Here is a 20905-nt window from a genome sequence, read left to right as displayed (position 1 = left end):
TCGCTTGGCATGGTCACGATTTGTTGTCCGCTTTTTGGGCATGGGTCAAACTCGGTTCTAACTCTGTGCTAGTCTGAGTTTGACATCTTTTCTTTCTCCCCTTGACAAACCTCGGTTTTTCTTAACTTGTCACCACTCGGGGGACCCGCCCATCAGCACTTTTCGCTAAACCGGCGGGTTCTCCGAGGAGCGCGAATCGCTGTCAACTGTCAACTGTTTAGAACCAGGTGGTAGACTATCCTAAGCTGAAGGCGATCGCGGTAAAATACATGAAAACGTACTCCCCTCACCCAAAACACTCTCAACCCAGATCCGTCCACCATGTTGCTGGATGATACTTCGACAAATTGCCAACCCCAAGCCCGTCCCTTCACCATTACGGGCATCAGAGCCATCTACTTGCTGAAATCGTTCAAAGATAATACCTAATTTGTCAGCAGGAATACCCCGCCCACAATCGCGGACTTGAAATAACATCTGTCCGGCTTGTTTGATGGCAGTAAACCAGATCGTACTGTCTCGGTACGAGAATTTAATCGCATTGCTGAGTAAATTAGTAAAAGCTTGAATCATCCGATCGGGATCTACCCAGACTTGTCCGCCGCAATTGCTGACACTGAGTCTAATTCCCGCTCCGTCTGCTAATGGTTCGATCGCATCAACGGTTTTTGCCATCAATTCAGACACCTTACATACCGACTTGACCATCTGAACTGTCCCAGATTCGATCCGTTCGATATCTAGAATGTCATTAACCAAGCGCATTAAGCGATCGGTATTATCTACTGCAATGGTTAGCAACCGCTTTTGCTTCTGTGGTTGTTGCTCTAACAAGCCGCTTTCTAATAGCTTGAGCGAACCATAGATTGATGTCAGCGGAGTCCGCAATTCGTGACTGACAACCGAAATAAATTCATCTTTGATCCGCTCCATTTGATGTCGATTGGTGACATCTAATACCAACGAAAAAATTGACTGCACCTGACCGCTAGGATCTAACTGCACTGAGTTGTACCATTCACAATCAACGATCGTCCCATCCTGACAATAGTTACGATTGCTGACAATATTGCTGACTACTGTACCAGACATGAGCTGGTTCATCACCTGGGCAACCCGTTCGGCATCCTCTGACGCCACAAATTGCCATTCTGTGGGATGTTTGCCCACTACTTGCGCGAAAGACCATCCAAAGATCTTTTGGGCCGTAGCCGACCATTTGCTGACCCGCAATGCTCGATCCCATTCGATCGCGGCTAGAGGCGAATTTTCAAAATGGAAGTCTAATTTTTGGAGTGCGCCGCGCAGATCGTTTTCGGCCTGCTGGCGTTCGGTGACATCGCGCAAAATCATCGTGTAGACTCGTTCCTGTCCTAGTTCTAGATAGGAAATTGAGGCTTCCGCCGGAAACTTACTCCGATCTTTTCTAACGCCAACTACCTGATGTGTGGCTCCTTTGGTTTGGAGTGGTTGGCGACTGCCGGATAGTTTTTCCAGACCAGAAGTGCCGACGATATCGGCGAACTCTTGCGGTATGAGGAGATTGACCGATTGACCGATCGCGTCTGTAGCTCGATAGCCAAAAATTTGTTCGGCTCCTTGGTTGAAGAGTGTAATCTGGAGATCGCTATCGATCGCAATAATGGCATCGCTGGCAATTTCCAGAATACTCGCAAATCGCGATCGCGAGATATGTAGGTCGATTTCGGCTTTTTGGCGTTCGATCAATTCGAGTTGGAGTCGATTTTTAGTTTGTTGGAGATCTCGATCGCGTTCGATCGCGTGCTGTTCTAGTTCGATTTTGGCTTGACGGAGAGCGGTGTCTGTGCGTTCGCGTTCGATCGCATAGCGGATCGACCGCAGCAATAAGTTACTATCGACTTGTCCTTTGATCAGATAATCTTGTGCGCCTTGCTGCATGGCGGAGATCGCCAGCGTTTGGTCGTCTACGCCCGTCAGCACGACGATCGGGATGCTGGGATATCGATCGTGTAAATCGAGAAATGAGGCGAGTCCCTGGCTATCTGGGAGCGATAGATCGAGCAGTATAATATCGAAGCCAGAGGGCGGGGCGGGGGGTGAGGAGGCAATGGCGTTGTCAGTACCGATCGATAACTGTTCTACTGCTGCGGCGAGTGTCATGACTGGGGTAATCTGACACCGAGTGGTAGTCACTTCGCGCAGAATTTCTTGCAACAATCGGATATCGCCAGGATTGTCTTCGATGAGTAAAATGTTGAGAACAGTAATCATGCTGCGCTCCGAGCGTTAGGGAATCCCTGGATTATTCTGGTGGTAATTCAACGATTGTGAACCAAAAATCTTCGATCGATTGGATGATATGCACGAATCGATCGAAGTCTACAGGTTTGGTAATGTAGCAATTGGCATGAAGATTATAAGCTTTGATGATATCCTCCTCGGCTTGGGAAGTGGTAAGGACGATCGTTGGAATTCGCTGTAGTCGCTCATCGGCTCTAATTTCAGTTAATACTTCTCGTCCATTCTTACGGGGTAAATTCCAATCTAGTAAAATTAGATCGGGGCGAACAGATTCATGATATTCACCCCGATGGTGGAGAAAATTCATCGCTTCGACTCCATCAGCTACAACACTTAAATTCACTTCGATCCCGCGTTCGCGGAGCGTCCCCCATTGAGAATCGGCTAGGGCAATTCGGGTTAAATTTACATCCCCAGGATTGTCTTCTACGAGTAAAATTTCAATGGTGCGGCTGTTTATGGTCATGTCGAACAGAGATACTACCTTCCGCTGGAATTGTAAAGTAGAATCTCGACCCGTAACACTTTGACTGGATCGGCAAAGACTGCTGCAACGTCGAGTCTGGTTTACTAGGTGAAGATTCTACCCAGATTGTACCACCATGACGTTCGATGATTTTTTTGCAAATCGCCAATCCAATCCCAGTTCCTGGGTAGGTGACGCGGGTATGTAGGCGTTGAAAGATGACAAAGATTCGATCGAGATATTGAGGTTCGATCCCAATGCCATTGTCCGCCACTGTAAAGCACCAACCGGATGGAATCGCGGCGATCTCCTCAGCGATCGGTTCGTTGAGGTTGATGCGTGGTAACAGGTGTGGATTTAGGGGGCGGGCACTAATCTGAATTTTTGGTGGTAGTTCGCGCCGGAATTTAATTGCATTGGCAATCAAATTTTGGAATACCTGAGTCAATTGGGTGGCATCCCCCCAAACTTCGGGGAGAGAGTCATAAGAGATGATGGCTCCACTCTCGCTAATCGCGACGTGGAGGTTGGAAATAGCATCTTGGAGTACTACATCGCATTTGACTAGCTCGAACGGCTGTTTGCGGCTACTGACGCGGGCATAGCTGAGTAGTGCCTGAATCAATGCCTGCATTCTCACTGCTCCGTCTACCGCATACTCGATAAATTCATCGGCGTCGGGATCGAGTTTCCCCTGATAGCGACGCGAGAGGAGTTGGAGGTAGCTGATCACCATTCGCAGCGGTTCTTGGAGATCGTGAGAGGCGATGTGTGCGAACTGCTCTAGCTCGGTATTCGATCGAGCGAGTTCTTGACGTTGAAGTTGTTCTTGGGCTAGCAACTGGGCTTGAGTCAGGGCAATCCCAATTTGAATGACAAGTTGGGAGATGATTTCGACCTCTTTTGGTTGCCATTGTCGCGGTGCTTGACAATGATGAACGATCAGTAGTCCCCACAATTCATCCCGGAGGTGAATGGGGACAATCACACTTGCCTTGACTGCAAATTTTTGGAGGAACTCTACATAACAAGGATTGAAGCTGGCTTTGGTAATATCGGCAACAGTAATAATCCGCCCCTGTGAGTAAGCCTTCCGGTAGGTGCGATCGAAACAAGGATCGACAATATTACTCCCCATTACGGCTGGATAATTTGCGCTGACTCTTTCCTGGACTACAGTACCACTATCTGCATCGACGAAGCGAAAGATCAGGACTCGATCGACTTCTAACAGTTTTTGGACTTCTTCGACAGCGGTGCGCAAAATTTCTTCTAATTGCAGCGATTGGCGGATTTTTTGAGAGATTTCCGTAGATAGTCGTGCCTGTTTTCGGAGCCGCACTCGCTCGCTAATATCAATTAGAGTCACCCGCGCGCCAAGATAGTTTCCACAGGCATCCTTCTTTGCGACTACTGTTGCACTTACAGGTACGATTTGACCATCTTTGCGGATCATTTCAAATTCGATATCACTAATCCAACCGCGTGTTTTGACGATCGCGAGATCGCCATCGAGTTTTTGAATACTTGCGACGGTAAGCAAATCCACAATGTTTTTACAACCGACTATTTCGGCTTCTTGATAACCTAACATTTCTAGCTCAGTCCGGTTAATCCGGGTCACTTTTCCCGTGGTATCGAGTGAATGATAACCACAGGGAGCATTATGATATAGTTCTTCAAATTCAGTGACATAATCGCGTAATGTTGATTCAGCTTGTTGCTTCTTGGTAAAATCCCAACCAACTAATCCATACAGAAATGTCAGTAATAATAAGTCTAATAAACCAGCGATCGCAAATGCAACTTTAGTATCATCTAAACTCTGGCTAGACTGGGACTGTAACCGATCGAGGCGAGTACGTTCCGATCGATCCAGACTAGCGATCGTCTGGCGGATCTGCTCGATCGATTGTTGTCCGCGCTGAGATAGCTCTAGTTGCCGAGCGGGTGCGATTACTTTCGCTTGCCGTCGATCGATCGTATCGATTAAGTCACTCAAATGGCGATCGATCTTAGCCTTGAACGATCGATCTTCTTCAGGTTTAAGGGCTACTAATGAGTTTGATTGATTGCGAATTTGGGTGAGATTGAGTCGATAAGCTGCTAAATATTGGGGATTATTTGTCAATAAATATTCCCGCTGCCCCAGCTCGACATCTTTCAATGTTGATAGCATCTTTACCAAGATATTTAGCACCCGATCGCTATAGACTTTTGCGCGATTATTTTCACTAACTATACTAATGCTTTGATAAGCAAGAACGGCATTAAGTACCAAGACAAATAGAGTAGTGGCAAAGCCGAGCGATACCTTGCCAGAAGTGATGTTTTTCATCAGATAGTCGATTCTGACTAGGAGCAGAAAGTATAGAGCAATCAGGGGGTAGCAACTATTTTACCCCAGCAACATTCATAATCGACATGTGTGTCCACAATGACGATCGATCGTAAGTCTCACTCACCTGAGCTTGACAAGCTGCATAAAAGATGTAATCAGCCAGTACCATATGCTCATCCGTACCTAAGAGCGTATCGATAATCGGGCGGCATTGACTTGGCTGATTGGGAGTAAAGTGTCCGGCTAACAGATAATCAATCGCACGGCGGATCTGCGGATAGTATTTGTAGTAGTTATAGGGATCGTAGCCATATTCCTTGAATAAAGCTATTTCTGGAATTGCTAGTCCAAACCGAAAGCAATTGTGTTCGCCAACTAGTTGTTGCAGCCAATAATTAGTTTTTCCCAGACTGCCGATCGATATTACTCCATTTATAGCACCTCGGAGCGCGCTCAAATCTAGAGTTTCCACCGCAGCAGTAGCGATCTGCTGGGTGAGATCCGCCGCTGCATACATCTGGCTCGTCAAGCCAGCGGTTGCTGGAATGTAGACTACTTGCAATTTTTCGCTGAGATCGGGATCTGCCGCTACAGTTTCGGCGAGAGATTTAATCAATCCGAAAGTCGCGAGATCTGACTCTGCTGCCATCTGCTGTTGGCCTTGGTGGTACTGGAGATAATCGCCCATCGGGAGCGGACAATCTTCAGTTTCCGCCAGATCGATGACGGCTTGGGGTTCTTCTAGCTCACCAAAAATAAAAGTTCGCGGCAAAATCTCGTGTGGATTCTGCTTGATGCGATCGATCGTGTTGATAATATGCAGCAGATTTAACAGTTGGCGTTGATGTCCACCAATCCGCGCCAACTGAAGATCGAATAGAGAGTTTACGTCGATCCGAATCCCCTGAGATTGGTACAAACTATTAGCTAAGACTTGCTTGTTTGCCTGTTTGACAGCCCGCCACCGTAATTGAAACAGGGGATTGTCCGCCAGCGGGGCTAGCTGTTGGAGGTCTTCTGAGTGGGCGATCCAGCGATCTCCAATCGTCTCTGTCACCAAATTTGCCAAGCGCGGATTTCCCGACAAGAGCCATTGGCACGGGTTGACATCTGGAGCGATGCGAGTTGAGGATTGATGGACGCAGCGGCTAGGTGGGGAGATCTCGACTAGTTCGGGATCGCGCATCCATCGTTCGCGATTTCTGGCGATCGTGCGCGGCACAGATCGATCGTATATTGGGCTAGCAGTAATACGATTACGACTTGATGGCTGCAATTTGGGCAGCAGATCTGCTGAAGCTATTTGTGTATTGCTCAAAAATGAACCGCCAATCCCTACCCGAACATTCATATTTTCAATCATGATTCAGATTCCTCAGTAGTGTCGCGATCTCAAGATGCCATTTATCCTCTATCTCAGAGAATTTTGCTGAAGATGTGTCAGTTCAAACTTAGTTGATATTCTAGCTAGCAAATTTGAGGATTTTGTGAGGATTGCTCCAAAACCTGAAAATAATCGATGTTTTTGCTCCCTTCTCAGGAACAAATTAGATCGCGTGGTGTCAGTCGCAAATTCCAAAATCCAAAATGGTATAATTTGGCGATCGCGATATCGCGATCCTAAATGAAAAGCTAGGTTGATGTAGGGTGTGTTAGGCACCAGCCGTAACGCACCAATCTTTAATACTGGTAGCAATTTAGAAACAATAAAAAAGCATAGACCATCATTTGGTCTATGCTTTGAGAATTAATTAATCTCGATTGAAATCAAAATTAGGTACCTGAAGTCCAAGAGTTGGCATAGTCGATTTGATCGGCAGTCAGACTATCGATTTGGATGCCCATCGCTTCGAGTTTCATCCGCGCGATTTCTTTATCGACAGCGACAGGAATAGAATGGATTCCGGCGGCGAGTTTACCTTTGTTTTTGACGAGGAATTCGCAAGCCATCGCTTGGTTGGCGAAGCTCATGTCCATAACTGCACTAGGATGACCTTCTGCTGCTGCGAGGTTGACTAGACGACCTTCACCGATGACGATGATGGATTTACCATTGTTGAGTTTGTACTCTTCGGTAAAGTTACGGACGGTGTTGACACCAGATGATTTACTAGACAGAGCTTTGAGATCGATTTCGATGTCAAAGTGACCGGAGTTACAAACGATCGCGCCATCTTTCATCACGTCGAAGTGTTCGCTGCGGATGATGTGCTTGTTACCAGTAACGGTGATAAAGATATCCCCGACAACCGATGCTTTTGCCATTGTCATCACGCTAAAACCGTCCATAACGGCTTCAATTGCCTTGGTGGGGTCGATTTCAGTCACGATGACGTTTGCACCCATCCCACGGGCGCGCATGGCAGTACCTTTACCACACCAGCCATAACCAGCGACGACGATGGTTTTGCCAGCGAGGAGAATATTGGTAGCGCGAAGGATACCATCTAGGGTAGATTGGCCAGTACCGTAACGGTTGTCAAAGAAGTGCTTGGTGTCTGCATCGTTGACGTTGACTGCTGGGAAGGTGAGGACGCCAGCTTTGAACATTGCTTCGAGGCGAACGATACCTGTAGTGGTTTCTTCGGTGGTACCGATGAGTTCGCTCAGTTGAGATTGGCGTTCTTGAACCATAGTGGCAACTACATCACAACCATCATCGACGATGATATTTGGGCGGTGATCTAGTGCGGTTTGAACGTGGCGTTTGTAGGTAGCTTCATCTTCACCACGGAAGGCGAAAACGGGGATGCCATAATCAACAACTAGACTAGCGGCAACATCATCCTGGGTGGAGAGGGGGTTACTGGCAATCAAGATGGCATCAGCACCAGCGGCTTTGATGGCGATCGCGAGGTGAGCGGTTTCTGTAGTAATGTGGCAACAAGCGACGATGCGAATCCCAGCCAAAGGCTTTTCTGCTGCAAATCGATCGCGGATCTGACGCAGCACGGGCATTTCTCGTCCCGCCCACTCAATTCGTTGCTTACCCAGCGGCGCGAGGGATAAATCCTTGACTTCGTGTTTCAGTGCAGTTGCTATCATAGATGCAGTTTCTAAATATATTTAAACTTCGATCTTTCCTAAGGTTACAGGAAATTATCAGATTTATCACTCCGAGTAATCAACTAGATCTAAATAAGCCTCGGTAATTGTCCCTAAGTATTTATTCTGAGTCACAACTTAGATTTACAGTATAGCAAACCCAATCGATCGATAAGATCCTACCAGAACCCATCCCTAGCAATATATTCGCTGCACCGACTATTTTCATGGGGTAACAGAAATACTTACATCTTGCACCAGCGACGCGCCATACGTAGGGTTTCCCGAGGGTTTAGCGCGTCAAGACAGTCTAAATCCACTAGTGCTTAGTATAGATCCAGGGTACCCACAAGCGGCGTTTTTATTCGGGGGTTCCCCCCGAATAAAAAAACGACAAGACAGGGGCACCCCTACACAATTAACCTGTAGGGGTGCCCCTGGGTACCCTGAGATCTGCGCTTTTGCTAGTCCTGATGTATTGGTGCAAGATGTGACCATGCCAACGATTTCAATCGCTCAGAATGTTAGTGGCAACTTAGGTTATCTCTGCATTCCCGATTCCTACTGCTGCCGATATCGATGATAATCCTCGTGCTTCTAATTTAGCTAACAATCCAGTCAAAATCCGATCGACCATCCACGGGCCATTATAAGTCCAACCTGTATAGACCTGAATCAAACTCGCGCCCGCCGTGATTTTTTCCCAAGCATCATCAGCGGTAAAAATCCCACCCACGCCAATAATCGGCAAACTACCACCAGTCTGCTGATGAATAAACCGGATCACTGCTGTAGACTTTTGGCGAACTGGTGCGCCACTAATTCCACCTGCTTCATCGGCAACTTGTTTACCTGTTGTGGCAATTGTTTTAGTAATTAATTGCGATCGATCGATCGTTGTATTTGTCGCGATGATTCCAGCTAATTGATACTGTTGGGATAAATCTACTACCGCTGCGATATCTTCCCAGGCTAAATCGGGAGCAATTTTGACTAAAATCGGTTTGCGACCTTGATTTTCTTGTTGTAATGTATCGAAAATAATCCGCAAAGGTTCGATCGCTTGGAGATCCCGTAAGTTAGGCGTATTCGGCGAACTAACATTGATAACAAAATAGTCACCCAAATCTTTTAACCGTTGGAAGCTACCTAAATAATCTGTAGCTGCATCTGCTAAGGAGGTAATTTTGGACTTACCTAAATTAATCCCAATCGGAATCGTAAAATCACTTTGTTGACGTTGTTCCAGTGCCTGCATCATCGCTGCACTTCCCAAATTATTGAACCCCATCCGATTTAATGCCGCTCGATCTTGGGGGAGCCGAAATAGTCGCGGCTGTGGATTTCCAGGTTGAGGATGGTAAGTAACCGTGCCCAATTCCGCAAACCCAAATCCTAAATATTGCCACATCCCTGCGGCGATTCCGTCCTTGTCAAAACCAGCAGCCAAACCAACTGGATTGGCAAAATCCAGTCCGAACAAAGACTGTTCTAGTTGCCGATCTGCCCGACAAAAATACTGCTGAAAGCTCGCTTTAGCAAGTTTGGTTAGCAAAGAAGTAGGAGTAGAATCGATCGCGTGTAATAGGGCTAACGACTGCTTGTGGACTGCTTCTGGATCGGCTTTGAGCGCGGAAAATAATAACGGGCGAACTGCGAGTTGATAAATATCCAAAGTTGGTGGATGGCTGGCACTGAGCGTAGCCTAAGTGTGGATGGTGGATGTAACAGCAGCGAACTGTAGTGCAACTAAATCGATCGGCGATCTGAAGTACGGAAACTATATAATCAATTAGCAGTCTAAGCTCTTAATCAGGATCTAAACCGCTAACTCTAACTACAGTAACTAATCTTTGAGGAGTAATCAATCCCTATGATCCCACCGATCGCTACACCCCCTATCTCCCTACATAGCTCAGTACCGTCACCATCTGCTACTAGTGCGCCCCGAAACTTGGGCACGTTCTCTACAGTTGCCCTTTCAGATTGGAAAGATCGATCGCCATTGACTAGCCCCGATCTTCACGCTGCGCTTACACCGAAGCTCATCGCCCAATCCGAACTCCCTGGCGGCTCTACTCCCGTCACACCCCCACCAGCACCGAGTATCAGAGATACAGGTGATGGTTATCCGACTCGCATCCCCCGCAACTATTTTGGGCCAGCAGTCGGTTTTGGCAATAGTGGCAATGGGTTCGGGATTATCAGCAGATTTGCGATCGGTCCCAATTACTCGATTCGGCCATCGGCAGTCTTCGGCGGGAATGGAACTGTTTTACGGGTTCCAGTCACCTATGACTTTGCGCTGGGTGACAAAGAACCATTCGAGCGCAATCCCCTGATAACTTTTCACGCTGGTGGGGGTGTTCAGTATACTTCTGGGACTAATGGCTCCAACTCCTCTAATTTCGGAATACTAGGTACGGTCGGTATCGATGTCAACCTCTTTGAGGGTGTATCCCTGCTCGGTAGTTTTAATACTGATTTTGCCTCCAATAATGGTACTAATGTCGGTCTGGGATTTGAATTCTAATTAATACTCATCACCATCCGGCACAAATTAGCGAGAATTAGTCGATCGATCGAGTCATTGCTCTAGCTAAAATAGCGATCGCACTCGATCGATCCAACACTCCATAAGTTACGAGCGCGATCGCACTACACCTTGGCAGATCGCCTCTGTCGAGCAGTAAGTAGCCTAAATTGTTTGACTCGATCGTCCATTCACATTTAGCAAAGAGTGAGGCAATCGATCGAGCAAAAAGCAATGACGGCAGAATGACTATCGATGTCATTCCGTCGTCATTTTGTTAACTTAGGTTTACCCCAAGCTTTGATAATTCGCTTAGGAGCGAGTGTTTCGTTTAAAGCTGGCGGACGGATTTGAACCCCCGACCGGCTGATTACAAATCAGCTGCTCTACCAACTGAGCTACGCCAGCGCATTTTTTAATATTAACATATCTAATCATCTCTGTCTAGCGAAAAATTGGTAAATTTTAGGTGGGTGGCTTGGGGTTGGTTTGAGTCCAGCGAGATTTCTCTCGCGCAAACCACTGCTGACGTTTTCTGTTGGCGGCTAGTTGCTGTAAGTGCTGGAGATATTGCAGCTTTTTTGTCAACTGCTGGACATCGATCGATTGTTTGCCATATCGCCAAGCCGTATATTGTTGAGAAATTTCCCATACAGCTTTGGCAATCTGGGGATGTTCGGTACCGATCGTACTGCGTGCATACTCTAGCTGTGTTTGGGCTGGGTGTCTAGATTTACCCTGTTTACCCAAACTTAATAGCATCGATCGATAGATCCGTTCGATCGGTGGTAGCTGTGCTAGTTGCTGCTGTTGTTGGCGGGGGTAACGCAAATACCAGGCGATCGCACCACCAATACAGATTGCTAGGACGATCGTTCGGAGCGTCACTGGATCGGGTTTCCATTGTGGCGATCGAGATGGCTGTTCGTTGTGTGGATCGGGCGGTTGCTGTGAGCTGGAAGCCGAGTCGTCTGGGTTGTTTGTCGGAGGAGATGGATCTGTGGGAGTGGCTGCGGACGATCTGTTCGGATCTTCTGGTGTAGGTGTTGTGCTAGTGAGCTGCTGTAACTGCTGCTGGAGCCGATTTCGTTGGCGATCGTCCAAGTTGAATAAAGGTCGATCTGGGGTAGAGTCTAGACTGAGCCAACCCCAGTTGGGGAAATAGACCTCAGTTTGGCTCTGAGCGTTGGTATTTGGGCGCGGATACAAGTTTGTCTGAGGATCGATTCGGGCTAGCTTGTCGTCCGTTTTGAGCCGAGCTGGGATGCCGATCGATCTCAGCAGGGATGTATAAACTATGGGGAGATCTTGTTTATCGCCCACCAGTTTACAGGTTGAGGGTGCAGCGGCACATTTGGCTGTGAGTTGCTGGATGAATTTGGCATCGATTGGGGGTAGATTGGCAACTGATGCTGGTGCTTGATGGTGTTGTTTGAGATAATCGGCTAGATATGCAGCTCGATCGAAATCTGACTCTAGCGGTTGAGGAGAGATGGCTAAAATCTTCTGTGTAGATTGTTGAAGTTGAGTGGCAAGTTCGGGCGGAAGTTGTAGATTGTCTTGCTTGACGGTGTCGGGATAATTATTATTGCTAGGTTGCGATAGTAACTTGGTAGCTATTTCGCGAATATTTGCAGGTGTATTCGCTGGTTGTGGTGATGAGGTTGTCTGAGGAGTAATTTTCGGCAGGTTGGCTTTTTGGGCGAGGGTTGGCAATCGCTCCCAGCCAGTCGGTGGAAATGAGGGATCTCGAAAGTGGAAACTGGGTAAGAATATTGATAGCATTAACCCGATGCCGATCGAGATTGCGGCTAGTTGACTCAGGTATCGCCAAGGTAGATGTTGGTAAGGTAATTGTGTGGGCGTAGTAGGCACGATCCCAACTGGCGGGAGTGCTAATCTCGATCGATAGTCGAGCATCAGAGTAGGAATGGCTGCCGTCACATACCCACACAATAAAATTAGCAAGCTCAGATCTTGACTCAAACTAGCCGCCACAGCCATCAATACTCCACTTATAACTAAGCAATAACCCAGCAGGCGACGACTGTAGAGATGAAAGCTCAAACCCATCTGAAGGGCTACCAATAGCACGCCGAGAACTAATCTTAACTTCGTAGACATTTGGACTGATGGGGCGACACTTTCAGTCGCTATCTGCATCTGTGCGACTAGTATGGGGACTAGACAACCCAAGACGATCGCTAGACTCCCGACAGATACCAGGATATTGAGCCAATGTCTGGCATGGTGACGGCGGTACCAACTCCAAATATTACCCAGTAGTGCAAACGGAATTCCCACCCAACTATAGTGCGTGCCCGCAGCCAGATCCACACTGATGACAGCGAGTGCGAACATCCCCAAGATGAGGCTACGAAATAGAAGTGACTCTTCAGTTTTTGATGGGGGAATAGTAAAATTTGGTAATACTTCGGTTGGCTCTACTACTGGCGAGGGTTCGACAGTTGCTGCGAAATCTAAGTTGACTTGAGGCAATCGTGCCCATTCTGGTGCGGCATCGACTGGTGTGACAACTGGCTCGACGGGCATCGATGCCCGTGGATAACCAACCGAGTACGCTTCGCGGGGGAATGAGGGAGCTACGTCATAAAGCCCCCGAATCGCCGCAAACAGCCAACAAAATATCGCCGTCAAGAACATGAAAATAATAATTAGACCGATCGACATCTGAGCAATACCAAAGCTAACTGCTAACCGCAAGTCAAGTCAGCTCACTTAATATGCCCAAATTTGGCAATCAAGATCGATAGATCCCCGACTTCTTCAAGAAGTCGGGGATCTGGCGGCGATTTAGATTCCGGCAAACCATTCATATCCCAAATCTTCCCAATAGCCGCGTTTTGGCAATAATCGATCGGTAACAACTAATTCTGTTACCCATTTACTTTGTTTATAACCTAATTTAATCGGTGCTGCCAATCGTAAGGGGGCACCATTTTCTTTAGGTAAATCTTTGCCATTCATTTGATAGGCTAGCAAGGTTTGGGGATGAACTACCGAGGCCAAATCCCAACTTTCATAGTAACCATCAGCCGATTTAAAATATACATACTTAGCATCAGCTTGTGGTTGTGCTAGCGTCAATAAATCTCGCACTCTCACCCCACCCCACTGGACGATCGCTGCCCAGCCTTCAACACATACTTGACGAATTACCATCGATGTGAAGGGCAGTTTTTGAATATCTACCAACTTGAGACTGAGCGGATTGGCGACGGTTCCAGAGATATTTAGGGTGAAATTTGCTAGATCGATCGCTGGTGTCCCGCGAAAACTATTGACAATTAATTTATCGGGTTCGATCGCTGTTATTGGAAATTCTGGTGTCGGTTTTGACGAGAGTATTAAGGCTTCAAATGCCTCATTAACAGGCATCGAAATTCGGCCGATCGGATCGTACAGTAGTGTCCCCGCAACATTTACTATCAATCCCGCGCCAGCGCATTGCAATAGTTGACGGCGGGAAATACGATTAGATTCAATCATCGGCTTTAGGTTTTAGGTGTTAGGTTTTAGAAGCTAATACATTAGGTGTAGGGTGGGTGCTACCCACGGATGATTTCAAATATATTACTCAAGTTATTACACATAACCTCAGCGGTTTCAACCGCTGCTAATGTTGCAAAGTCCGCCTACACGGACTTTGCAACATTAGCAGCGATTTTAATCGTAGGCACCCGCCCAAGCATTGGAGAAAATCGAATTTTTCTAACTAATTTTTCGAGCAGTTACTGCATAAAAAGGATCGCCACCACCAGCACCCATCCACCGGAGTAGTTCTGGAACTTGACTGACTTGAACGATCGCTTCAGGGGTACTAAATCCCGCCACAGATTTAAAATAACCCTTGACTAATTCCACGCGATCTGTTTCGCTGCCATCTCGCCAAGCTGCGATCGCTTTATTATAAAACATCCGATTGGAAAAGCTAAAGATGGCGATCCCATTGGGTTTGAGAATTCGATAAACCTCTGCAAAAATTGCTTCTGGATATTGGAGATATTGGACTGAAACAGTATTTAAAACTGCATCAAAGCTTTCATCTTCTAATGGTAGTTTCAGCTCTTGATTGAGATTTTGGACAAAGTAACCATCAAATCGTGGATTCTTGGCTAGTTCTTGTTGATTTAAGCCATGTCCCTGAATGTATTTAAATTTCATCTCATCGGGTAGATGAGATACCCAACTACTCATCATGTCAAAAATTCGAGTGTCAGGTAAAAGCCGTTCGCGATATAGAGTAGTTAATCGATCGATAAATCCTGGATCTACATGGGTTACAAATCGAGGTACATCATAAAAATCTCGATCGTTACTAACATCTAATTTTTGACGCTGGGTTGAGTTTAGAAGCATGTGAGGTTTTAGATTTTAAGTTAGAATTTAATCCCAATTTGACCGTTGACTCCTCGGACAGAATGATATCCCAGCCCAAAAAAGGTATTGCCAGGTGGGGTAAAGTGAACGCCACCAGAATAGGCTACACCCTTGTCACCATAGATACCCAATCCAGCATAGGGAGACACAAAGGGAAGGCTAAAGAATTTGAGGACATCGACTCCAGTCGATCCTCCAGAACCAGTCCCAATTTCGGCACCAAAATCAAAAATTTTTACGCCTACACCATAAGTCAAAGTACTGTCTTTGCTACCCACTGTTACCCACGGTTCGGGAATTAGTTGGGCGGATGCGGGGGCTAGTTGGATTGATTCGGTGGCTATTAGCATCGCGAATATCGCACCATAGATCGATTTAAATTGCATGAGTAATTCTCCTTTGGTTCTAGCAAGTATAGAAGTTTAAAGAGCCAAACAATCCAAATCAGTTGATGCTGTTTGGTCGATATTCAACGGTGACGATAGGATGCTGGAATTGTTTCAGTTAGAGGATTAACTAAAAATTCGGTGGCATATTTAGGCTACTACTTTACCATAGCAAATTAATCCCGATCGGGTCAGCACATCGCTAGGATAATTGTTTGAAACTGGGAATTGCCATGACGATCGCGCTGATTGCGCTAATTGCTATTGGTGGGATGAGTTTACTGCTCGTGCTGACAACTGTACCGTGGATATTTGCGATCTTTGGTGAAGGCTGGTTGGATGTTGCGCCAGCTTCGAGCAATCCGATTCGATCGACACTCTCGATCGTTATTTTATAGCCCTTGGCGATCGGTTAGTTTGGTGACGTTACCCCCCATCAACGCTTGAGTGTATGATGGGGGCTGCAAGATTTTCACGCTTCAATGGCTGGGTATCCCCGAATCCTCCACTTGGAGACGATCGAGAATTAATTTCGCGGGTACGTCCGGTATGATTAATCTGTAGGGTGATGCCATGATTAGTATCGCTGCAAAATGCGCTCCAAAGTCAATTACACTCTTGCCTAAAGCTACATTTTGGGCATATAAACAAGCGCAAGTTCCCGAACAACAGGTAGGCATCGAGTCGGGATTGAACGCTACTCAAGCAGAAGCATTTAAACAACTGCGAGATCTACATGCCCATCAATTACAGTACTTATCATTCGATCGAGTCGTACCAGGATCGGTTGCTGCATTAGAGCAGATTCAAGCGGCTGGGATCGAACTATTGGTAATGACATTGCGACGCACCTGCGAACTAGATCCAGCATTCAAACAATACGATCTCGCCCGATTTTTTCCACCTATTCATCGTTATTGTCTGCCAGATGACTATCGAAAACACGGTGATATCGCTGCGAAAACTCAACTGATGGCTCAAGCTTTAACGCAATTGCAGCCAGAGCCAAATACCTGGATGATTGGTGATACCGAAGCTGATATTATCGCTGCCCAAACTTATAGCATTAGAGTGGTTGGCGTATTGTCTGGAATTCGCGATCGCGATCGTTTGGAGCGATATCAACCTGACAAAATTGTTGATAATTTAGCTGATGCGGTATCATTTATTTTTAAACAATCTACTTCTGATAGCTAATTTATTCTTAGAATTGAGTTATTATTTTTGGTACGCTCGCGCTTGAGCGATGGCGACACATCGACTGCGTTGCGGGTGAACCGCCACGCTGGGAGGTTTCCTCCAAGTTGTGTTCGTCAAGACAACACACCCTATAATTTTCGTCGCTGCAAGGTTGTGTTCTTTACGTCGGGAAAAGGTGCACACATGACGCAAATCACCGCAAAAGTTGGATTAAAGCTGCGACGACAAATATTTCAGCGATCGGCGATCGCCTCCGGCACGCTACGCGAACGAGAAATTGGAACTTTAGCTCGATCGATAGAGGTAGAAAGCATAGGCAATAGTGATAATTGAGTAACCTGCCATTTATCTAGTTGGATCTGTTATAGAATTTGGACTGGTTTTTAAATGAAATTGATGCAAGATTGTGGGCAAAAAATTCAAGCTTATTGGAACAAAATGTCAATCGCCCAACGGGGGGCGATCGCCATCTGTATTCCCTTAGCTTGTTTGGTGTGTTCTGTGGTGGCTCATACCATTTTTGCTCGACGCATCATCGACGCACAGCAGCATGTCGTTCGGACTCACGAAGTCATCGCCAAATGTCAGAGTGTATCGATCGGGCTGTTAGATGCGGAAACTGGAGTGCGTGACTATTACATTGTCAGACAAAAAGTGTTGCTCGAACCCTACAAGTTAGCCGTTAATACTCTAGAACCCGCGCTAATTCGCTTGGAACAGCTCGTCCGAGATAAACCAACTCAGGCATTGCAGGCACGGAGGCTGGCGAGTATCGCTCACAATCGGATGAATACACTCCAACAAAGTATCCAACGGATCGAAGCAACAGCATTCGGTAGTCTTGACGTAAAGACTGCTCGATTAATTGCGGGTAAGCAAGAAATAAACCGCTTTCGGGATGAAATGGATCGATTTGAAGCACCAGAACGTCGTCTGCTCGGACTTCGCACTCGATCGCTGCAAAAGGAGCAGCAAATCGGTAGTAATGGGATGTGGGTGGGGTTGGAGATCGGCATCATCGGAACGATCGTTGCTGCACGAATTCTCAAACAATTATCAACAGAATTAAGCGATCGACAACTCCGCCTGGATGAGAGCCAAAATCTGATTCAAGCGATCGTTGGCAATGTCGTCGATGGTGTTGCAGTCATCGATCCTCAGGGCAACATTAAAACCTTCAATCATGCTGCGGTCGAGATGTTTGGTTATACTCTCGATGAGGTAGTTGGCTGTAATTGGAAAAAACTATCGATCCCAGAAGTAGATGTGACTCAAAAGTTGCAACTTAACCCCACAGATCCACTCCAAACAGCAATTCCTGATGGCAAGATCTGGCTGGCGATGGGAAAACGTAAAAATGGTGAATGGTTCCCGATTGAATTTTCGATCGATCGGATTGGCTCGGATGAAGATTCGCTCACAATGACAATCGGCGAACGAATTGTCATCATTCGTGATATTACCACTCGCCAACAAGCAGCAGCAAAACTCTATGCCAAGACCACTGAACTGGTAGATCTCAACGATGCTCTCAACTTTACCAATCAATCGTTGCAGGCAACCAACTCCGAACTAGATCGGTTTGCCTATATCACTTCTCACGACCTCAAAGCACCACTGCGAGCGATCGCTAGCTTGTCAGAATGGATCGAAGAAGACCTCGGTGCAAATATTTCGGGAGAAACCCGATCGCAGATGCAGCTACTTCGCCGTCGCGTCCACCGGATGCAGGCACTACTCAACAGCTTGCTCGAATACTCGCGCTCTGGACGCACCCAAACCCCCAGTAGCAGTGTTGATGTCAATTGCTTAGTTGTAGGCATCATCAAGACACTTGCACCTCCAGCTACGTTTACGATCGAGATCGCGCCCCTACCGACCTTCGAGACTCGCAAGCAGCAACTAACACAGGTATTTTCACACCTGATTGACAATGCCATCCGACACCACCCCACCAAAATGGGGATTGTAGAGATATCCGCGATCGATCTAGGCGATCGTTATGAATTTACAGTTGCCGACAATGGCGATGGGATCGAACCTCAATACCAACACAAAATTTATACTATTTTTCAAACCCTCAAACCGCGAGATCTGCATGAAAATATTGGAGCCGGACTCGCGATCGTCAAAAAAGTTATCCTGGCTGAAGGCGGCACAATTCAGTTAGAGTCAGCGGCTGGCGGGGGTGCTGTCTTCAAATTCACCTGGCCCAAACAGCCCATTAATATTCAAAAATACCCCCGTTAGCAACGACTATGAATAAAGCAAACATTAATTTTCGCATTCTTTCCCCCTTTGGGGCTGAAGCCGATCCGATCGGCATCACCGATCTGCAAGAGCCAGATATCGATGCCGTCAAAGACACCCTCGCCAACAACGGATTTATCGTCTTCCGCAAACAGTCCCTCAGCGATGCGGACTTCGTTGTCTTTCTCAATCGGTTGGGGCAAGTGACTTTTACCGCAGGTGAGACACCTGTTTTACATCAACCCGATCTAAATATCGTCACCAATGTCGGACGAGTTAGCCCGCCCAGGAGCGTCTTCCATACCGATACCAGCTATATCTCTCAGCCCCCCGCATTCACCGCATTGCGGGCGGTAACTGTGCCTGTATCTGGGGGTGCCACCTTATTTTCAGATCAATATCGTGCATATGAAACATTACCCAGCTCAGTCAAAGAGCAGTTCGCCGAGGCTAAAGTACTGCATGTAGTATCCGGTCTAAAATTAGGTGCAGATCTACAAACACAAAGCTGGCATCCGTTATTCCAGCGGCATCCGATTTCAGGTCGTCTAGCACTATTTTTATCCACACCAGAAAGATGTCAAGCAATCTCAGGCATAGCACCCCAAACAGCTCATCGCATCATTAGGCTGCTATACAAACATTCAATTCGTCACTACAGAGTTTACCGTCATCAGTGGCAACCAGAAGACACGATCGTCTGGGACAACCGTTGCACCATGCACCGTGCCGATCATTCACAAGTTGTCGGCGATCGCGTACTACATCGCGGTCTGGTGCTAGCCTAGATTTTTAGATGCGACTAGGATCGATCGGATTGAGCTTCAACACTACTTGAAAAGCGAGCGACTAAAGCAATATCAGCCAGATAAAATTGTTAATAATTTAGTTGACACTATGGAGTTTATATTAGAAAAGTACCCTGAAGAAAAGTAATTATTTTAAAATTTGCCGATCTTAATGAAAGTAGAAATTAATGGTAAAATAATTAATGCTGAGTGTGATTTCCACCAACAGATTGCCGATTTGTTAGAATTTGGGCAATATTATGGACATAATCTGAATGCTCTTTGGGATCGATTAACTGTAGATGTAAAACGTCCAGTGACTGTAGTTTGGCGCGATTCAGACATATCTCGCGATCGATTGGGGCAAGAAACTTTTAATCTAATTATCAATCTTTTAATTGAAGTGCAAAATAACGATCTCAAGGCTGGCTACAGCGAACGATTTGAATTTGAGCTTCATTAGTATTTAAAAAGCGACTGCGATTATCTAGTTGGGATATCCTTGTAAAGAAAGTGACAAAAGAACTATCACAACGTATTTAATAGAATGGTCGATCGAGGTAGATTTCCAGAAAAATTAGATAAATTATTGAATATAAATTCAATCGATTGTACAGAGATTGCGATCGAAACAAAGTATTATTGATTCGGCATTTAAAGTGTCCTCCACATGCTTGCAAACCGCTGTATATTGCTCGTGGGCACTGCCCACTCTACTGGCTCGACACGACTAAATATGTGGGTAAAGCGATCGTTCAAAATATTACTAATTGTATTTTTCAGAGTTCTGAATGCCCACAGTTTTAGTCGTGTCGTCCCACTACATTTCTGAAGATGACTCCTCATTTTTTGTCTCACTATTCAGAATCAACCAGATTTTCTGTAGGACTGATTCAGAAGCCTGTGGCCATTAGTGACAAGTTAAGAAAAGCAGAGCTTTGTCAAGAGGGTGAACAAAAGATGTCAAACTGTTTCTAGTCAACAGTTTGAGGTAATAGATGTCTGATGACCAGCCGCCGTAGAAGTAACCGTGACCACGCCAAAAAACAACATCAACCAGGGGTAGCAGATGAAGTCATCGAGACTCAATTAGAGGCTTTACTGACACCAGCACTCTTTAAGCAAAGTCTTTACTACCGCCAATTAGGACTGAGAAATCGGCTCTTGAACCTGCCCCTGATGATGGCGGCAGTACTAACGCTACGATGGCGG

General features: G+C 46.4%; 18 protein-coding genes, 1 tRNA gene and 1 pseudogene. 8 read left to right on the top strand and 12 right to left on the bottom strand.

Annotation, left to right across the window (positions count from 1 at the left end; all coding sequences use genetic code 11):
* Positions 1 to 240 precede the first annotated feature (240 nt).
* The 6 genes from ACEW9J_RS02040 to ACEW9J_RS02015 form a co-directional block, all read right to left on the bottom strand.
* On the bottom strand, positions 241 to 2253 hold the full coding sequence (locus ACEW9J_RS02040; protein WP_373543482.1) for a PAS domain S-box protein: 2013 nt from the start codon (positions 2251 to 2253) through the stop codon (positions 241 to 243).
* Positions 2254 to 2284: 31 nt separating this feature from the next.
* The gene (locus tag ACEW9J_RS02035) at positions 2285 to 2749 is read right to left on the bottom strand and encodes a response regulator (RefSeq protein WP_373543481.1); all 465 of its coding nucleotides are present in this window, start codon (positions 2747 to 2749) and stop codon (positions 2285 to 2287) included.
* A complete protein-coding gene (locus ACEW9J_RS02030; protein WP_373543480.1) occupies positions 2724 to 5087 on the bottom strand; it encodes a GAF domain-containing protein in 2364 nt (787 codons plus the stop codon). The genes ACEW9J_RS02035 and ACEW9J_RS02030 overlap by 26 nt, the downstream gene beginning before the upstream one ends.
* Positions 5088 to 5142: 55 nt before the next feature.
* Positions 5143 to 6453, bottom strand: a complete 1311-nt coding sequence (locus ACEW9J_RS02025) for a glycogen/starch/alpha-glucan phosphorylase (RefSeq protein ID WP_373543479.1) — start codon at positions 6451 to 6453, stop codon at positions 5143 to 5145.
* 410 nt (positions 6454 to 6863) lie between these two features.
* Positions 6864 to 8135: an adenosylhomocysteinase gene (ahcY, locus tag ACEW9J_RS02020; RefSeq protein WP_373543478.1), complete on the bottom strand. Its 1272-nt coding sequence runs from the start codon at positions 8133 to 8135 to the stop codon at positions 6864 to 6866.
* A gap of 535 nt (positions 8136 to 8670) precedes the next feature.
* Positions 8671 to 9810, bottom strand: a complete 1140-nt coding sequence (locus tag ACEW9J_RS02015) for a quinone-dependent dihydroorotate dehydrogenase (protein WP_373543477.1) — start codon at positions 9808 to 9810, stop codon at positions 8671 to 8673.
* A gap of 198 nt (positions 9811 to 10008) precedes the next feature.
* Between ACEW9J_RS02015 and ACEW9J_RS02010 the strand changes: the two genes are divergently transcribed.
* Entirely contained in the window at positions 10009 to 10668 is a 660-nt protein-coding gene (locus ACEW9J_RS02010; protein WP_373543476.1) for a hypothetical protein, read from the top strand.
* 37 nt (positions 10669 to 10705) lie between these two features.
* Here ACEW9J_RS02010 and ACEW9J_RS02005 read toward each other — a convergent pair whose 3' ends face one another.
* From ACEW9J_RS02005 to ACEW9J_RS01980, 6 genes are all read right to left on the bottom strand, one after another.
* Positions 10706 to 10930, bottom strand: a complete 225-nt coding sequence (locus ACEW9J_RS02005) for a hypothetical protein (protein ID WP_373543475.1) — start codon at positions 10928 to 10930, stop codon at positions 10706 to 10708.
* A 73-nt stretch (positions 10931 to 11003) separates the two neighbouring features.
* Positions 11004 to 11076 (bottom strand) — tRNA-Thr (locus tag ACEW9J_RS02000).
* Positions 11077 to 11133: 57 nt separating this feature from the next.
* On the bottom strand, positions 11134 to 13392 hold the full coding sequence (locus tag ACEW9J_RS01995; protein WP_373543474.1) for a transglutaminase domain-containing protein: 2259 nt from the start codon (positions 13390 to 13392) through the stop codon (positions 11134 to 11136).
* A 90-nt stretch (positions 13393 to 13482) separates the two neighbouring features.
* The gene (locus ACEW9J_RS01990; RefSeq protein WP_373543473.1) at positions 13483 to 14178 is read right to left on the bottom strand and encodes a molybdopterin-dependent oxidoreductase; all 696 of its coding nucleotides are present in this window, start codon (positions 14176 to 14178) and stop codon (positions 13483 to 13485) included.
* A 222-nt stretch (positions 14179 to 14400) separates the two neighbouring features.
* Positions 14401 to 15048, bottom strand: a complete 648-nt coding sequence (locus tag ACEW9J_RS01985) for a class I SAM-dependent methyltransferase (RefSeq protein ID WP_373543472.1) — start codon at positions 15046 to 15048, stop codon at positions 14401 to 14403.
* A gap of 20 nt (positions 15049 to 15068) precedes the next feature.
* A complete protein-coding gene (locus ACEW9J_RS01980) occupies positions 15069 to 15419 on the bottom strand; it encodes a hypothetical protein (RefSeq protein ID WP_373543471.1) in 351 nt (116 codons plus the stop codon).
* Between the two features lie 251 nt (positions 15420 to 15670).
* Between ACEW9J_RS01980 and ACEW9J_RS01975 the strand changes: the two genes are divergently transcribed.
* The 7 genes and pseudogenes from ACEW9J_RS01975 to ACEW9J_RS01945 all read left to right on the top strand — a co-directional run.
* On the top strand, positions 15671 to 15853 hold the full coding sequence (locus tag ACEW9J_RS01975; RefSeq protein WP_373543470.1) for a hypothetical protein: 183 nt from the start codon (positions 15671 to 15673) through the stop codon (positions 15851 to 15853).
* A 175-nt stretch (positions 15854 to 16028) separates the two neighbouring features.
* Positions 16029 to 16652, top strand: a complete 624-nt coding sequence (locus ACEW9J_RS01970) for an HAD family hydrolase (protein ID WP_373543469.1) — start codon at positions 16029 to 16031, stop codon at positions 16650 to 16652.
* A gap of 186 nt (positions 16653 to 16838) precedes the next feature.
* Positions 16839 to 16988, top strand: coding sequence for a hypothetical protein (locus ACEW9J_RS01965; protein ID WP_373543468.1), 150 nt, complete (start codon positions 16839 to 16841; stop codon positions 16986 to 16988).
* Positions 16989 to 17042: 54 nt separating this feature from the next.
* Positions 17043 to 18905: a CHASE3 domain-containing protein gene (locus tag ACEW9J_RS01960; protein WP_373543467.1), complete on the top strand. Its 1863-nt coding sequence runs from the start codon at positions 17043 to 17045 to the stop codon at positions 18903 to 18905.
* Positions 18906 to 18913: 8 nt separating this feature from the next.
* Entirely contained in the window at positions 18914 to 19693 is a 780-nt protein-coding gene (locus tag ACEW9J_RS01955; RefSeq protein ID WP_373543466.1) for a TauD/TfdA dioxygenase family protein, read from the top strand.
* Between the two features lie 172 nt (positions 19694 to 19865).
* Positions 19866 to 20156 carry a barstar family protein gene (locus tag ACEW9J_RS01950; RefSeq protein ID WP_373543465.1) on the top strand — a complete coding sequence of 97 codons (291 nt, stop codon included), beginning with the start codon at positions 19866 to 19868 and terminating at the stop codon, positions 20154 to 20156.
* Positions 20157 to 20698: 542 nt separating this feature from the next.
* A pseudogene (locus ACEW9J_RS01945) lies at positions 20699 to 20905 on the top strand (IS4 family transposase); the annotation flags it as partial.

Origin of the sequence: Chamaesiphon sp. (genome assembly GCF_041737865.1) — a bacterium.
Taxonomy (GTDB): domain Bacteria; phylum Cyanobacteriota; class Cyanobacteriia; order Cyanobacteriales; family Chamaesiphonaceae; genus Chamaesiphon.
The sequence above is the reverse complement of the archived record's forward strand: the minus strand, read 5'-3'. Positions and strand labels throughout refer to the sequence as shown.